Annotated in this window: 16 protein-coding genes; 3 read left to right on the top strand and 13 right to left on the bottom strand. The window is 64.9% G+C overall.

Translation table 11 applies throughout. The annotated features are described in order from the left end of the window. Positions 1-13 precede the first annotated feature (13 nt). The 8 genes from XH81_RS20215 to murJ all read right to left on the bottom strand — a co-directional run bounded on the left by XH81_RS20215 (position 14) and on the right by murJ (position 6,629). Positions 14-694, bottom strand: a complete 681-nt coding sequence (locus XH81_RS20215; protein ID WP_028139519.1) for an HAD family hydrolase — start codon at positions 692-694, stop codon at positions 14-16. Positions 695-698: 4 nt separating this feature from the next. After that, positions 699-1,154, bottom strand: coding sequence for a Fur family transcriptional regulator (locus XH81_RS20210; protein ID WP_018319430.1), 456 nt, complete (start codon positions 1,152-1,154; stop codon positions 699-701). 39 nt (positions 1,155-1,193) lie between these two features. Next, positions 1,194-1,679 carry a ribosomal protein S18-alanine N-acetyltransferase gene (gene rimI / locus XH81_RS20205; RefSeq protein WP_028139520.1) on the bottom strand — a complete coding sequence of 162 codons (486 nt, stop codon included), beginning with the start codon at positions 1,677-1,679 and terminating at the stop codon, positions 1,194-1,196. Continuing rightward, a complete protein-coding gene (gene tsaB, locus XH81_RS20200) occupies positions 1,676-2,371 on the bottom strand; it encodes a tRNA (adenosine(37)-N6)-threonylcarbamoyltransferase complex dimerization subunit type 1 TsaB (protein ID WP_028139521.1) in 696 nt (231 codons plus the stop codon). The genes rimI and tsaB overlap by 4 nt, the downstream gene beginning before the upstream one ends. A 155-nt stretch (positions 2,372-2,526) precedes the next feature. After that, complete coding sequence (locus XH81_RS20195) at positions 2,527-3,096, bottom strand: NifU family protein (RefSeq protein WP_028139522.1); 570 nt, start codon at positions 3,094-3,096, stop codon at positions 2,527-2,529. A 269-nt stretch (positions 3,097-3,365) separates the two neighbouring features. Then, complete coding sequence (locus XH81_RS20190; RefSeq protein ID WP_028139523.1) at positions 3,366-3,860, bottom strand: universal stress protein; 495 nt, start codon at positions 3,858-3,860, stop codon at positions 3,366-3,368. 92 nt (positions 3,861-3,952) lie between these two features. Next, positions 3,953-5,005, bottom strand: a complete 1,053-nt coding sequence (gene trpS, locus XH81_RS20185; RefSeq protein WP_271596345.1) for a tryptophan--tRNA ligase — start codon at positions 5,003-5,005, stop codon at positions 3,953-3,955. Between the two features lie 91 nt (positions 5,006-5,096). Then, a complete protein-coding gene (gene murJ / locus XH81_RS20180; protein ID WP_028139525.1) occupies positions 5,097-6,629 on the bottom strand; it encodes a murein biosynthesis integral membrane protein MurJ in 1,533 nt (510 codons plus the stop codon). Between the two features lie 125 nt (positions 6,630-6,754). Here murJ and XH81_RS20175 point away from each other — a divergent pair, with 125 nt between their 5' ends. Continuing rightward, the gene (locus XH81_RS20175) at positions 6,755-7,756 is read left to right on the top strand and encodes an adenosine kinase (RefSeq protein ID WP_028139526.1); all 1,002 of its coding nucleotides are present in this window, start codon (positions 6,755-6,757) and stop codon (positions 7,754-7,756) included. Positions 7,757-7,919: 163 nt separating this feature from the next. Here XH81_RS20175 and XH81_RS20170 read toward each other — a convergent pair whose 3' ends face one another. Continuing rightward, positions 7,920-9,614 (bottom strand): AMP-binding protein, encoded by a 1,695-nt coding sequence (locus XH81_RS20170; protein WP_028139527.1) that lies wholly within the window; start codon positions 9,612-9,614, stop codon positions 7,920-7,922. A gap of 119 nt (positions 9,615-9,733) precedes the next feature. Next, the gene (locus XH81_RS20165) at positions 9,734-10,927 is read right to left on the bottom strand and encodes a serine hydrolase domain-containing protein (protein ID WP_028139528.1); all 1,194 of its coding nucleotides are present in this window, start codon (positions 10,925-10,927) and stop codon (positions 9,734-9,736) included. A gap of 346 nt (positions 10,928-11,273) precedes the next feature. On the opposite strand from XH81_RS20165, the gene XH81_RS20160 reads away from it, so the two are divergent. Further along, positions 11,274-11,594 carry a hypothetical protein gene (locus tag XH81_RS20160; RefSeq protein ID WP_028139529.1) on the top strand — a complete coding sequence of 107 codons (321 nt, stop codon included), beginning with the start codon at positions 11,274-11,276 and terminating at the stop codon, positions 11,592-11,594. Between the two features lie 119 nt (positions 11,595-11,713). Beyond that, positions 11,714-13,207, top strand: a complete 1,494-nt coding sequence (locus tag XH81_RS20155; RefSeq protein ID WP_028139530.1) for an NAD-dependent succinate-semialdehyde dehydrogenase — start codon at positions 11,714-11,716, stop codon at positions 13,205-13,207. Positions 13,208-13,258: 51 nt separating this feature from the next. Here XH81_RS20155 and XH81_RS20150 read toward each other — a convergent pair whose 3' ends face one another. From XH81_RS20150 to XH81_RS20140, 3 genes are all read right to left on the bottom strand, one after another. Then, positions 13,259-13,534 carry a hypothetical protein gene (locus XH81_RS20150; protein WP_080670069.1) on the bottom strand — a complete coding sequence of 92 codons (276 nt, stop codon included), beginning with the start codon at positions 13,532-13,534 and terminating at the stop codon, positions 13,259-13,261. Positions 13,535-13,791: 257 nt separating this feature from the next. Then, complete coding sequence (locus XH81_RS20145; RefSeq protein ID WP_028139531.1) at positions 13,792-14,706, bottom strand: phosphoribosylaminoimidazolesuccinocarboxamide synthase; 915 nt, start codon at positions 14,704-14,706, stop codon at positions 13,792-13,794. A gap of 77 nt (positions 14,707-14,783) precedes the next feature. Further along, on the bottom strand, positions 14,784-15,701 hold the full coding sequence (locus tag XH81_RS20140; RefSeq protein WP_028139532.1) for a pirin family protein: 918 nt from the start codon (positions 15,699-15,701) through the stop codon (positions 14,784-14,786). Positions 15,702-15,798 lie beyond the last annotated feature (97 nt).

Below are 15,798 nucleotides of genomic sequence, written 5' to 3'. Positions count from 1 at the left end.
TGACGGTCAAAGGCTACCTCACGGGGCGGGCCGGTTCGATCCGTCGGACCAGCTCCGGCAATTGCCGCATATCATCGAATGTCGATCCGGCGCCGGCGGCGCGCAGCCTTTCGGCGTGACCCGGCGGGCAGTGGCTGCCGCCGTGAAAGCCCAGCACGGTCATCCCGGCTGCGGACGCGCCTGTTACCCCGGGGACGCTGTCCTCGATCACGAGGCAGCGTTCCGGCGGGACTTTCATCTGCTTGGCCGCGAACAGAAACAGATCGGGCGCGGGCTTGCCGCGTGCGACCTGGCTCGCTGAGAAGATGTGCGGAGCGAGCAGGTCGTAGAGGCCGGCACAGGTCAGGCCGTGAGTGATCTTCTCCGGCGTGCCGCTCGATGCGACGCATTTGGGCAGATCGATTGCGCCGATCGCCGCAGCCACATGGGTGATCGGCTGCAGATCGCTGGCGTAGAATTGCAGCGTGGCCGCACTGATCTGCTGCTCCAGATCACCCGGGAGGCTGCGGCCGATTTCCTGTTCGACCATCCGCCGCGCGTCTTTCTCGGACACGCCGAGGAAGCGGACCAGCACCTGCTTCGAGGTGATCGGATAGCCGTGCCTCGTCAGCACATCCGCATGCGCGCGACAGGAGATCACCTCGCTGTCCACGAGCACACCGTCGCAGTCGAAGATGATGAGGTCTATCGGCACTAAATCAAGACGTCGGCTTGTCGTCGTCGAGCGGGACGCAATAGAGCTCGAGCCGGTGGTCGACCAGCCGATAGCCGAGCTTGCGGGCGATCTCCGCCTGCAGCTTCTCGATCTCCTCGGAGGTGAACTCGATCACCTTGCCGTCGCGCAGATTGATGAGGTGATCGTGATGGCTGTCACGCATCTGCTCGTAGCGCGCGCGGCCCTCGCGGAAATCATGGCGCTCGATGATGCCGGCATCCTCGAACAGCTTGACGGTGCGATACACGGTCGAGATCGAGATCTTGTCGTCGACGGCAACGCAGCGCCGGTACAGTTCCTCGACATCGGGATGATCGATCGCCTCCGCGAGCACGCGGGCGATGACACGGCGCTGCTCGGTCATGCGCATGCCGGTGGCGGCACAGCGCGCTTCGATGCCGGACGCCTTGGATGCGGAAGAAGGTTTCAGTGCGGTCATAGTTTGTCTGCCTGGCGGGGGCGCTTTCTGCCACCAATGTTACGACAAGTCACGTCGCATCAGAAGGGCGTTCAATTGTTCCCCGTTCGGCTGCTTATAGTAGCGTTCGCGGCGCCCGACCACCATGAATCCGGCACCATCGTAGAGCCGCCGCGCCGGCTGGTTATTTTCCTCAACTTCGAGAAATATTGTGCGCACGCCGCGCCCCGCGAGATGGCCGAGATGGGTCATCAGCAGCGTGCGGGAGAGGCCGCGGCCGCGATAGGCCCCGTCCACCGCGATCGAGAGGATTTCCGCTTCATCCGCCCCGATCCGCGATACCGCGAATCCGACGGTCCTGCGGCCGAGGCGCAGCCGATGCACGAGCGTGTTGCGCTCGCTGACCATGCTCTCGAATTCGCCCTCGCCCCAGCCGCGCGCGAAGGAGGCGCCGTGAAGCTGCGCCAGTTGCGCAGCGTCACGCACGGATGCGGGCTCGACGGCGGCGGTGCCGCCGCGCCACCATTCCGACAGCCATCTCATCATGGGGTCGGGACTTGTGCTGCAAATGGCGGCTGTGCCGCCGGCTTGGCGTCGGGCGCCTTCAGATAGAACGGCCGCGCCGGATTCGTCGCGGGATCGGCGGCGGCGCCTAGCCATGCGACCCAGCCGATATCGGGCGCGGGCTGCGCATCGACCGCAACCGGCTGCGGGACATCCTTCGGCCAGCGCTCGGCGAGGATATTGGCGGCATTGCCGACCAGATGCGGCGCGCCGAATTGCGAGGCTGCGATCGCCTCGTCGACGGGAGCGACGCTCGGCCGCACCAGCTGGCTGCCGTCGCCGGCGACGATCTGGAAATAGACATGGTCGTGCCGCGCGTCGATTGCGGAGATCACGGGTGCCGATTTGCTCTGGCCGACGATGGCGGCGGCATAGGCCGACAAGGTGGTCAGGCCGATCGCCGGCCGCTCAGCCGCAAGCGCAAGGCCGCGCGCCGCCGAAATGCCGACGCGCAGGCCGGTGAAGCTTCCGGGGCCGACGGTGACCGCGATGCGGTCGAGCGAGGTGAAGGCGAGATTGGCCGATTGCATGACGCGCGCGATCATCGGCATCAGGGCCTCGGCGTGGCCGCGCTTCATGAGAAGCTGCTCCTGCGCAACGAGCTCGGCCGTTTCGGTGTCGAGTACGGCGACGGAGCAGGCGTCGAGCGCGGTATCGATGGCGAGGATCAGCATGGTGTGATCATAGCATTGGCAATCGGATGATGCCTAAGGTTCTAGCCGTCGCGGCTGGGCTTGACCCGGCCATCCACGACTTTGCGGCTCCAAAAACGTGGATGCCCGGGACAAGCCCGGGCATGACGGAGTGAAATCAGCTCAGGCCGTGCAATTTACATCGGCCGGACTTCGACCACGTCAGGCACGAAGTGCTTGAGCAGGTTCTGGATGCCGTGCTGGAGCGTCGCGGTCGATGACGGGCAGCCGGAGCAGGCGCCCTTCATGTTGAGATAGACGATGCCGTCCTTGAAGCCGCGGAAGGTGATGTCGCCGCCGTCATTGGCGACGGCCGGCCGCACGCGGGTCTCGATCAGGTCCTTGATCATGTCGACCGTCTCGGCATCGGCCTCGTCGAAGAACTCGTCCTCGTCATCGAGATCGGCATCGTCTTGCGCCGCGCCGTCGGCGAGCAGTGGCGCGCCGGACATATAGTGCTCCATGATGGCGCCGAGGATCGCGGGCTTGAGCTGCTGCCATTCACCGTTTGCCTTGGTCACGGTGATGAAGTCGGATCCGTAGAACACGCCGGTGACGCCGGGCACCTCGAACAGCTTTTCGGCCAGCGGCGAGCGGGTGGCGGCTTCGCGGCTCGCGAATTCCATCGGGCTGCCGTCGACCACGACGCGGCCCGGAATGAACTTCAGCGTGGCGGGATTGGGGGTGGCTTCGGTTTGAATGAACATGGTTTTCTCCAGACGTCGCCGGTTCAAGGCCGGCGCGTGCTCTCTCCACTAGCAGATGGCGACGGAGAACGCACGATCAAGGGGAGAAGATGGCGTTTCGTTGTTATATCAGCAGGTTAGGGTGCTCGCTCCTCCCTCTCCCCGATTGCGGGGAGAGGGTCGGGGTGAAGGGGGCGTCTCCCCGGCAGTTGAATTGGATTCGTGGAGACTCCCCTCACCCGGCGCTTCGCGCCGACCTCTCCCCGCAAGCGGGGCGAGGTGAAGGCGACCTACGACAGTGAATCCACGCTTTGGTCGCTCAGCGCGCCGGAAATGATGGTCACGGGAATCGGGAAGGTTCCGACCGCGTGGGCCAGCAGCGCAACCAGGGGACCCGGCCCCTCCGCACCGGGATTGGCGGCGAGCACCAGCATGCCGATGTCGGGGTCTTCGTCGATCACGGCGAGCAGCTGCTCCATCGGCACACCCTCGCGGATCACCCGCTCCGGGGTGATTGCAGCAATGCCATTGGCGCGGCCGGCGGCACGGTCGAGCGCGGCCTCCGCCGCTTCCTGCGCCTCCGCGCGCATGATGTCGGCGACCCCCAGCCATTCCTGGCTCTGCTGTTCGGGTTCGATGATGCGCAGCATCACCACGCCGCCGCCGGCACGGATCGCCCAGCGGCTGGCATAGTAGACCGCGCGATCCCATTCGGCGGTGTCGTCGACGACGACGAGGCATTTGGGCTTGTGACCCGGCTCGAAGCAAAGTCGCTTGCTGGTCATGCATGTCCCGGCATGTGCACGGCCGGCATGCTGCCACACTCCCGCAAGGTTGGGGAGAGGAGATGCGGTCGGCGCGCCGGCGCCGACCGTCTCTATCGCCGGCGGATGAAGCCGACGATGTCCTTGGAGAGCTTCATCGTCTCGTCGGCGATCGCCCGGGCCCGGTCGGAACCTTCGTTCAGGATCGAATCGATATGGCCGGGGTCGGCGACGAGGCGCTTCATCTCGCCGGCGATCGGCGCCAGCTTGGTGACGCTAAGCTCCGCCAGCGCGTTCTTGAAGCTGGAGAACTGGCCCCCGCCGAACTCGCGCAGCACGTCCGCCTTGGGCCGGCCGGCCAGCGCGGCGAAGATGCCGACGAGGTTATCGGCCTCGGGACGGGCTTCCAGGCCCTTCTCCTCTGACGGCAGCGGCTCCGGATCGGTCTTCGCCTTGCGGATCTTCTGCGCGATGGTGTCGGCATCGTCAGTCAAATTGATGCGCGAATTGTCCGACGCATCGGATTTCGACATCTTCTTGGTGCCGTCGCGCAGGCTCATCACCCGCGTCGCGGGGCCCGTGATCAGGGGTTCCGGCAGCGGGAAGAACAGGCCGTCATTGGCGCCGAGGTTGCGGATCGAGTCACCAAAGTCGTTGTTGAACTTCTGCGCGATGTCACGCGAGAGCTCGAGATGCTGCTTCTGGTCCTCGCCGACCGGCACATGGGTGGCGCGGTAAAGCAGGATGTCGGCGGCCATCAGCACGGGATAGTCGAACAGGCCGACGGAGGCATTCTCGCGGTCCTTGCCGGCCTTCTCCTTGAACTGGGTCATGCGGCCGAGCCAGCCCATGCGCGCGACGCAGTTGAAGATCCAGGCGAGCTCGGCATGGCCGGAGACCTGGCTCTGGTTGAACACGATGTGCTTCTTGGGATCGATGCCGCTCGCGATGAACGCGGCAGTCACCTCGCGGGTGTTGCGCGCGAGCTCGGCCGGTCCGCCCCAGACGTCCACGCCTTGCGTGATCGCGTGCATGTCGACGACGCAATAGATGCAGTTGTGGGTTTCCTGCATCTTCACGAAGTTGACGATGGCGCCGAGGTAATTGCCGAGATGCAGATTGCCCGTCGGCTGGACGCCCGAAAAGACCCGTTCAACGAATGGCATGGTAAGCCTTCCCATAGGTATTCGGCCGTCGTTTCCAACAGCGGCGCTGCCCCGTCAAGAGCAATTCGATGATCTCGCGCACCGGGCCGGGCTAGGCGGGTCGCTTCAAGGCGGCTACCGCCTCGCGCCAGGAAGCGGCACCGAGGATTTGCAGCAGCAAGCCGTAAACGGCGATCCCGGCCGCGATCTGCACGCCCAGCACGATGAATTTGATGAAGCCGTGCGCCTCGGCGGGCACGAGGCCGGTGGTCAGCCAGAGCAGGGCGCCCATCGCGGCTGCGGCAAGCACGATCCGCGGCAGCCGTTTTCGCGCGGCAGAATCGACCGAGAAGCCGAATTCGCTGGTGCCTTTCCGAAGCAGCGAGAGCGCACTGCTCCAGGCGCCGGCCGCGATGCTCGCCGCGATCCCGCTTGCGCCAAAGAGATGGCCGAGCAGCACGGCGAGCACGACCGACACTACAAAGCCTTTGGCCGTCGCCAGCAGCGGCGTCATCGTGTCGTTGCGGGCATAGAAGGCCGGCGACAGCGCCTTGATCAGCACGTGCGCGGGCAGGCCAAGCGCCAGCCACATCAAGGCATGCGCGGTCGCCGCGCTGTCACCGGCACCGAAGGCGCCATGCTCGAACAACAGCCGCACGATCGGCTCGGCCAGCACGATCAGGCCGAGCGTGGCGGGGAGCGCCAGCCCGGTCGCAAGCTCGAGCGCGCGCGATTGCGCATGCGCCACCGCATCACGGTCGCCGTCACTCACCGCGCGCGTCAGCTCCGGCACCAGCACGGTGCCCATGGCGACGCCGACGATGCCGAGCGGCAGCTCGATCAGGCGATTTGCGAAATAGAGCCAGGACACCGCGGACGGCGTCGCGGATGCGATGATCGCGCCGGCCACCATCAGCCATTGCGGTCCCGAGCTTGCGATCATGCCGGGGATCGCCTTGGCGAAGAAGCTGCGCATCTCCTTGTCGAAACTGACGCGCAGAGGCGTGGCGAGGCGCGCACTTTGCTGCGACAGCAGCATCAGGAGTTGCAGCAGGCCGGCGATGCCGACCGTGGCCGCCAGCAGCCACGCGGCGAAGCCGGCGTCAGCGTGCCAGACAAGCAGCAAAGCGGTCGCAGCGATCAGCGCGATGTTGAACAGCAGCGGCGAGAATGCCGTGAGCGCAAAGCGCCCTTGCGCATTCAGCAGCCCCATCAGCACGGTGACGGGCCCGGCGAAGGCGAGATAAGGCAGCATCAGCCGCGCGCTCAGGACGGCGAGATCGAGCGTGCCGGCACCGAGAAAACCGGGCGCGATGACCGTCATGATCAGCGGCATCAGCAGGGCAATGCCGATTGAGATCATGATCAGCGCCGCGCTGACCGTGCCGAGCACGCGTCCGGCGAACGCTGCCGCAGCGTCCGCGCCATCGCGGTCACGGATGCGCAGCCAGGCCGGGACCAGCGCCGCGTTCAGCGCGCCCTCGCTGAGCAGCCTGCGCACCACATTGACCAGCTGGAAGGCGGCCAGGAATGCGTCCGCCACGGCGCCGGTGCCGAGCAGCGCCGCGATCAGGGAATCGCGGGCAAACCCCAGCAGCCGCGAGGCCAGTGTTCCCGTCGAGACGGTCAGGAAGGAGCGGATCATCGGCTCTTTATCATACCGTTGCTTGCCCGCGCAGGCCCGGTCGTGATAGGCCGCGAGCCAGATTTCAGGCCGACAGGAAGCGGATTTTCGTAGGGATCGCAATCCGCCAAACAGGATCAAGGTGAATGGCTGACGTGAAATATGACGTTCTCGGCATCGGCAACGCGTTGTTCGACGTGCTGGTCAGGACCGACGAGGCCTTTTTGGCCAAGCACGGCATGACCAAGGGCAGCATGTCCCTGATTGACGAGGCACGGGCGGCCGCCATCTACAAGGACATGGGGCCGGCCACGGAAGTCTCGGGCGGCTCGGCCGCCAACACCATTGTCGGCATCGGCAGCTTAGGGGCACGTGCGGCCTATGTCGGCAAGGTCAAGGACGACCAGATCGGCAAGCTCTACGTCCACGATATCCGCTCAGCCGGCGTCGCCTTCAACACGCCCGCCGCGCAGGACGGCCCCGCCACCGGCTGCTCCTACATCCTGGTCACGGATGATGGCGAGCGCACCATGAACACCTATCTCGGTGCCGCGCAGGATCTTTCGCCCGCCGACATCGACCCGGCCGAGATCGCCGCCGCCGGCATCGTCTATCTCGAAGGCTATCTCTGGGATCCCAAGAATGCCAAGGACGCCTTCGTCAAGGCGGCCAAGATCGCCCATGATGCCAAGCGCAAGGTGGCGTTGACGCTGTCGGATTCCTTCTGCGTCGACCGCTATCGCGACGAGTTTCTCTCGCTCATGCGCAACGGCACGGTCGACATCGTCTTCGCCAACGAGTCCGAGCTGCATTCGCTCTACATGACCTCGGATTTCGACACAGCGCTGAAGCAGCTGCGCAACGACGTCAATCTCGGCGTGGTCACCCGCAGCGAGAAGGGCTGCGTGGTGGTGACACCGACCGACGCTGTCGCAGCTCCGGCCTCACCGGTCACGAAACTGGTGGACACCACCGGCGCCGGCGATCTCTTTGCGGCGGGCTTCCTCTACGGCCTTTCGCGTAACCTCGCGCACAAGCAGTGCGGCGAGCTCGGTGCGCTCGCGGCCGCCGAAGTGATCCAGCACATCGGCGCGCGTCCGCTTGTGTCGCTAAAGGAGCTGGCCCAGCAGCGCGGGCTGACGGTTTAGAAAAGTCGCGCACCAGCCTCGCTGTCATCGCCCGGGTCGATGTTTAGACCGGGCGATCCAGTATTCCAGAGGCGTTTGTGATTGAATCGAGAAGCCGCAGTGTACTGGATTCCCCGCTTTCGCGGGGAATGACAACCGTCCTGCGGAAAGGGTACTCAGTCTCTCACGCCGTCTTCGCCGCCTTCAATCCCAGCCGTTGCTCCACCGCATCCCGCATTACGAATTTCTGGATCTTGCCCGTCACGGTCATCGGAAACTCGTCGACGAATTCCACGTAGCGCGGGATCTTGTTGTGGGCGATCTGGCCGTCGCAGAAGGCACGGACCTCCTCGGCCGTCAGCGTTTCGCCCGGCCTGACGCGGATCCAGGCGCAGAGCTCCTCGCCGTAGCGGGTGTCGGCGACGCCGAAGATCTGCACGTCCTGGATCTTGGGGTGACGGTACAGAAACTCCTCGATCTCGCGCGGGTAGAGGTTCTCGCCGCCGCGGATCACCAGATCCTTGATGCGGCCGACGATGTTGCAATAACCGGCGGCGTCGATGGTGGCGAGGTCGCCGGTGTGCATCCAGCCATTGGCGTCGAGCACGTCGGACGTCTTTTCCTTCTCCTCCCAATAGCCCAGCATGACGCTGTAGCCGCGGGTGCAGAGCTCGCCGCGTTCGCCCCGCTTGACGATCCTGCCTTCGAGATCGACGACCTTCACCTCGACATGCGAGTGAATGCGGCCGACGGTGGAGACGCGGCGCTCGAGCGGATCGTCGGTCGCGCTCTGGAAGCTCACTGGGCTGGTCTCGGTCATGCCATAGGCGATGGTGACCTCGCGCATGTTCATCTCGGTGTTGACGCGCTTCATCACCTCGATCGGGCAGGGCGCGCCCGCCATGATGCCGGTGCGCAGTGATTTCAAATTGAAATTCTTGAACTCGGAATGATCGAGCTCCGCGATGAACATGGTCGGCACGCCATATAGCGCGGTGCATTTCTCCTGCTCGACCGCACGCAGCGTCGCGAGCGGATCAAAACCCTCGCCCGGGTAGACCATGGTGGTGCCGAGCGTGACCGAGGCAAGGTTGCCCATGACCATGCCGAAGCAATGATAGAGCGGCACCGGAATGCAGATGCGGTCATGTTCGGTCAGGCGCATCGCGCGTCCCGTGAAATAGCCGTTGTTGAGGATGTTGTGGTGGGTCAGCGTCACGCCCTTCGGCGATCCCGTGGTGCCGCTGGTGAACTGGATGTTGACGGGGTCGTCGAACTGAAGCGCAGCACCGAGCGCGGCAAGTTGCTCGCGATGCTCTGCTCTGCCCATGCGCGCAACGTCCTCGAAAGGGATGGTGCCTGAAGCCGCCGGGCCGCCGATCTGGATCACCATCCGCAAGGCCGGCAATCGCGCCGCCTGCAGCTGTCCGGGCCTCGTGCCCGCCAGCTCCGGTAGCAGCGTGTTGAGCATCTCCATGTAATTGCTGGTCTTGAACGCGGTTGCGGTGACGATTGCCGCGCAGCCGACCTTCTTCAGCGCGAATTCCAGCTCGCTGAGCCGGTAGGCCGGATTGATCGTCACCAGGATCAGGCCGGCTTTGGCGGCGGCGAACTGGGTCAGCGTCCATTCCGGCCGGTTCAGCGACCAGATGCCGATCCGCTCCCCGCGTTCGAGCCCGAGCGCGAGAAGGCCGGCGGCGAGCGCATCGACCTGCTCGGCGAATTCTTTCCAGGTCCATCTGACACCGTGGCTGGGCGAGACCAACGCCTCGCGATCGCCCCAGCGCCGCACCGCGTGGTCGAGGCTGCGGCCAATGGTGTCGCCGAGCAGCGGCGTGTCCGAGATGCCGCAAACGTAGCTGTCCGCTTTGTCCGCCAGATCGCTCGCCAAGTTCGTCTCCTCGAAGTTGATGCCTCGTGCCTGAAGCCGATGGCCTTGGGCACGAGGTTATCGATTGCGGCGAAGGCGCGCGACGCCGCGCACCTCATACTAAGTGGCTAGGCCGCCTTCTGCCCGCTCCCCGCATCGAGCCCGGCATAGATGCCACGCTCGAAGCCCGCGAACGCCTCCAGGCACTTGGCGTCGACGAACGGCAACACCTGCATCAGGATGACGCCGGAAACATCGCGTGCCGGGTCGATCCAGAAATAGGTGTTGGCAAGACCGGCCCAGGCGAGGCTGCCGGCGCTGCGGCCTTCTGGCGTCTTGGCGGTGTTGATCAGGAAGGAGAGCCCCCACTTCTTCACGATGTCGGGGAAGAGATCGACGTCGTTGGTGTACATGGGCGCCACTGTCGTCATCTTGCCAATCGTGAGATCGCCGATGTGGTTCTGGCCCATCAGCGCGACCGTCTCGGGCTTCAGCACCTGGTTGCCGTTGCCGCGGCCCTTGTTGAGGATCATCCGGGTGAACTTGATGTAATCGCCGGCCGTGCTGTAGAGGCCGCCGCCGCCCATGTGGAATTCCGGATTCTGTTCGATCTCGAACGGAATCGGCGCCAGCGATCCATCCTCGCCGCGTGCGTGCGTGGCGACCAGGCGCTGGCGCATGTCGTCGGTGATCTTGAAGGCGGTGTCGTTCATGCCGAGCGGTGTGAACATGTGATCGCGCAAGTAAGCATCGAGACGCTTGCCGCTCACGGCTTCCACCGCCTTGCCGACGAAGTCGATGTTGATGCCATATTCCCAGCGCGTGCCGGGATCGGACATGATCGGCGTCTTCAGCGCAACGTTCTGGCAGGAGAAGATGTTCGGCGTTCCGGTCTTCTCCAGATATTGCGCGCAATCGCCGTTCCAAACGTTGTAGGCAAACCCGGCAGTGTGGGTCATGAGATGGCGCAGCGTGATCGCGCCCTTCGCCGGTCGCAGTTTTGGTTCGCCATTGGCATCAAAACCTTCGAGCACTTGCGGCGCGGCGAGATCGGGCAACACTTCACCGATCGGCGCATCCAGCGACAGCTTGCCCTGCTCGACCAGCTGCATCGCGCCCGCCGACGTCACCGCCTTCGTCATCGAGGCGATCCAGAACACGCTGTCCGCTGTCATCGCGTCGGGCTTGGACAGGTCGCGCTTGCCGAACGCGCCCTGATACAGCACGTCGTTACCGCTGGCGGCGATGGCGACGACCCCGGGAATCTCCTGGGCGTCGCTCTTCTGACGCAGAATCTCGTCGATCTCAGCTTTGCTTTGCATGGCGTTTCCTCGAGTTTGATTATTGTTGGCAGTGATCGATTGTCCTCCCGCAGGCTCCGCGCGGCAAGCGCGTCCAGATGCCTGCGGCGGTCGCGATGTCGTGACTTGACGGTCCGTGCCACACACAGGACGACAGGCGGGCCGAACGGCAACACTCCGTCACAATCTGCGGTGGATGGCCGCATCTCGCCGTGACCGTGAATGGGCGCTGGCGATATGATTCCTGTGTTTGAAGCACTTGAAACATTTTGTGCGTTGCGGCGTTCAGCACTCGGCCGATCGGCGGCCGACGTTAAGACTTGATGCAAATTGGGCGGTCGCCAAGCGGCCGCGAGGGGGACCTCAGATGATTTCGACCTGGAGCGAATGGAAGCGCTATCCCCGTCCCGGACGGGGCGAGAACCTGGAGGCGCCGATTTCGCCAGGGATCTATGAGGTGCGCATCGCCGGGACCGGCGCGCTCTATTCCTTCGGTGCGGTCGACAATTTGGCGCAGGCGCTGGCGCTGCTGCGGGTGGGCTCCAAGAACTGGTTCGGCCGCCGCAACCCGTCCGACGTTCCCGATCTCGAATACCGTACCTGCGCAACCTCGTCGAAGGCCGACGCCAAGGCCGCGGCCGAACGTATGATCGGCCGCCGCGAGACCTATATGAGCGGCGCGGCCTAAGGCCGCTGCCGGTTTAGCTCCCATCAGATGTGCGTTGTGGGACGGTGCATTGCGCGCTGCTTGTCCCTATATTCCGGCCGATCCGATCGTCCCGAAATGATCGTTCGAGGAGTAACGCCATGACCCCGCCCGCTGCCGCACGCGCCACGCAAGCCACCGCCACCCTGCGCGACCGGTTGAAAGACCCCTCGCTCCTGAAGGAGGCCTGCTACATCGACGGCGCCTGGGTCGGAACGCCGGTCTTTGCCGTCAACAATCCCGCGACCGGCGTCGAGCTTGCAAAAGTGCCGCAGCTCGGTGCGGACGAGACGACCAAGGCGGTCGAGGCCGCTCAGCGTGCGTTTCCGGCCTGGGCCAAGCACACCGCCAAGCAGCGCTCCAACATCCTGCGCAAATGGTTCGAGCTGATCATCGCCAACCGCGAGGATCTCGCGCTGATCCTGACCTCCGAGCAGGGCAAGCCGCTTTCGGAGGCGCTCGGCGAGGTCGATATCGGTGCGGCCTATATCGAGTTCTTCGCGGAGGAAGCTCGCCGCGTCTACGGCGAGACCATTCCGACGCAGCGGCCCGATGCGCGGCTGCTGGCGATCAAGCAGCCGATCGGTGTCTGCGGCGCGATCACGCCGTGGAATTTCCCGAACTCCATGATTACCCGCAAGGTGTCCCCGGCGCTCGCCGCCGGCTGTACCGTGGTGCTCAAGCCCGCCAATGAAACGCCGCTGTCGGCGCTGGCGCTGGCCGTGCTCGCAGAGAAGGCCGGCATCCCCAAGGGCGTGCTCAACATCATCACCGGTGATGCGCCGCCGATCGGCAAGGTGCTGTGCGAGCATCCGGCCGTGCGCTTCGTCGGCTTTACCGGCTCGACGGCGGTCGGCAAGATCCTCTACCAGCAGGCCTCCGTCGGCGTGAAGCGACTTGGTCTTGAGCTCGGCGGCAACGCGCCCTTCGTCGTGTTCGACGACGCCGATATCGACGCCGCGGTCGAAGGCGCCATCGTCTCGAAATATCGCAACATGGGCCAGACCTGCGTCTGTGCCAACCGGCTCTACGCCCAGGACAAGATCTACGACGAGTTCGTGCAGAAGCTGTCGAAGAAGGTCGCCGCGATGAAGATCGGCGACGGCACCGAGAGCGGCGTCACGCAGGGGCCGCTGATCAACCTTAAGGCCGTCGACAAGGTCGAACGGCACATCGCGGATGCGGTGAAGCGCGGCGCCAAGGTCGTCACCGGTGGCAAGCGCAGCGAGCTCGGGCGCTCGTTCTTCGAGCCGACCGTGCTGGCCGACGTCAAGCCGGACTCGCTGGTGTCGCAGGAAGAAACCTTCGGGCCGCTCGCGCCGGTGATCCGCTTCAAGGACGAAGCCGATGTGATCGCGATGTGCAACGCCTCGCCGTTCGGCTTGGCGTCGTATTTCTACTCCCGCGATCTCGGCCGCGTCTGGCGCGTGGCCGAAGCGCTGGAGTCCGGCATGGTCGGCGTCAACACCGGCCTCATCACCACCGAAGTCGCGCCGTTCGGCGGCGTCAAGGAAAGCGGCCTCGGCCGTGAAGGCTCGCGTCACGGCATGGAAGAATATGTCGAGATCAAATACGTGATGATGGCGGGGGTCTGACCGGCAATCGAGGGGCCCGCGCCGGCGATTGGAATCGCCGGCGCGAATGCATCAGCGGCAGACGTAGGCGCCGTTCACATAGACGCGGACGCATGCTGCGCCGGCAGCTGCCGCACCCACAGCCGCTCCCCCTACGACCGCGCGTCGCGTGGTTCGACGTGCGACGCCGGCAACGCTCGCGGGAGTTGCCGGCCGACCGACCCTGGCTTCGGCGCTTGAAACGCCGAACACGGTGCCGGCGTCGTTTGACCATTGGGTCGAGCCAAAAATTCCGCAGCCCAGAACGGCTGCAAAAAGTAGCGTTCGCCTGATGCCGACCAGCCTCATGGCAACCTCCCTCGTTGTTGTATCAAGCCGAGGTGATCAGCTTCCTTTTATCGTTGGCTCCCGGTTTGATCTGGATCAATGGAGTCGAGATCGCAGCCCAGATGGAGCCAAAGCGCCGCCCTAATGACGAGCTCCACTCAAATCCGAGTTTCTCTGCTCGTCGGACGGTTCCGGATCTGCGCTACGCTTGTCCGGGACGACAGCGAAGTGTGAATGACGGCCGCCGTAGGAGGCAGGGCGTGCGGCAGCAACCGCGCCTAGATCTTCAGCTCCGTCCCCGTCACGCGACGATACGCTTCGAGATACCGCTTGCTGGTCGCGTCCACCACGCTTGCCGGCAGCGGCGGTGGCGGGGCGTCGCCGTTCCAGCGGCCGGCACGGCGCTCGACGTCGAGATAGTCGCGCAAGGGCTGCTTGTCGAAGCTCGCCTGCGGCTGGCCGGGCTTGTAGGCATCGACCGCCCAGAAGCGCGAGGAATCCGGCGTCATCACCTCGTCGATCAGGATGATGCGGCCGTCCTTGTCCTGGCCGAACTCGAACTTGGTGTCGGCGATGATGATGCCCTGCTCGCGCGCCAGCTCCTCGCCGAGCGTGTAGATCGCACGCGTCATGCTTTCCAGCGTGTAGGCGACCTCGTCGCCGACGACCTCGCGCATCTTCGCAATCGTGATATTCTCGTCATGGCCGGTCTCGGCCTTGGTCGCCGGGCTGAAGATCGAAGGCTCGAGCTTCTCGCTCTCGACGAGGCCGGCCTTCAGCTTCTCGCCCGCGAGCGTGCCGCTGGCGGCGTACTCCTTCCAGGCCGAGCCCGAGATATAGCCGCGGATCACGCACTCGATCGGGAATACGGTGGTGCGCTTGCACAGCATGGCGCGGCCAAGGATCTCGGCGCGGTGCGGTTTCAGCGCCGGCACGGCCGCGATGATCTCGTCGGTATCGGCGCTGATCATGTGATGCGGCACCACGCCTTCCAGCTTGCCGAACCAGAACGCGCTGATTTGCGTCAGCACCGCGCCCTTCATCGGGATGGTCTCGCCCATCACCACGTCGAAGGCGCTGATGCGGTCGGTGGTGACGAGCAGCAGGCGCTCGTCGTCGACGGCGTAGATATCGCGCACCTTGCCGCGTCCGATCTTGGTCAGGGGCAGGTCGCTGGAGAGCATGGTGGTCATCGCAAAGCTTTCGCAGACTTGGCTTTCAGGCGGGACATCCGGCCGCACTGGACAGCGCGGCCGGCAACTGGATTAGCCTATTCCGGCAGCGGAATGAACTCATGTTCCTGCGGAACTGCTGCGAAACGGCCGGTTTTCCAGTCCTGCTTGGCCTGCTCGATCCGCTCCTTGCTGGAGGAGACGAAATTCCACCAGATGTGGCGGGGCCCCTCCAGCGCATCGCCGCCGAGAAACATCATCCGCGTGGCCTTGAGCGCCTTCACGGTGATGCGGTCGCCGGGCCGGAAGATCAGCAGCCGCGGCCCCTCATAGCGCTCGTTCGCGATCTCGACCTCGCCGTCGACGACATAGATCGCGCGCTCCTCGTGATCGGGATCGAGCGGCACGCTGGCGCCCGCAACGGCCGTGACCTCGGTGTAGAACCAGGGTGACACCATCGACACCGGCGAGGCGATGCCGAATGACGAGCCCGCGATCACCCGTGCGGTGAAGTCGCGCTCGGAGATCATCGGCAAATCGCCGGCGCCATAGTGCTGGAACGACGGCGCGATCTCCTCCGATCCGGCCGGCAGCGCGATCCAGCTTTGCAGGCCCAGCATCTTCTGGCCCGCGGCGCGCTGCGCATCCGGCGTGCGCTCGGAATGGGCGATGCCGCGGCCGGCCGTCATCAGGTTCATCGCGCCGGGCGCGATCTCCTGGACGTTGCCCTCGCTGTCGCGATGCATGATCGAGCCGTCGAAGAGATAGGTGACGGTGGCAAGCCCGATATGCGGATGCGGCCGCACGTCCATGCCCTTGCCGGAGACGAACTGCACCGGGCCGAAATGGTCGAAGAAGATAAAGGGCCCGACCATCTGCCGCTTGCCATGCGGCAGCGCGCGCCGCACCTCGAAGCCGTCGCCGAGGTCGCGGGTGCGCGGCACGATGACGAGGTCGAGCGCATCGCAGGACATGGGATCGCCGAGCACGGGATCGTTGGAGGGTTGCCAGCTCATGAGTAGGCTCCTTTTGGCTTTCTTGGTCGCGACGGTAGCAGAATTCCGCATCGCCGTCGCGACAAAGGCGGGCCCGACGCCACAGGTGTGATAGCGC

Source organism: Bradyrhizobium sp. CCBAU 25360 (genome assembly GCF_028128695.1).
Lineage (GTDB): Bacteria > Pseudomonadota > Alphaproteobacteria > Rhizobiales > Xanthobacteraceae > Bradyrhizobium > Bradyrhizobium ottawaense.
The sequence above is the reverse complement of the archived record's forward strand: the minus strand, read 5'-3'. Positions and strand labels throughout refer to the sequence as shown.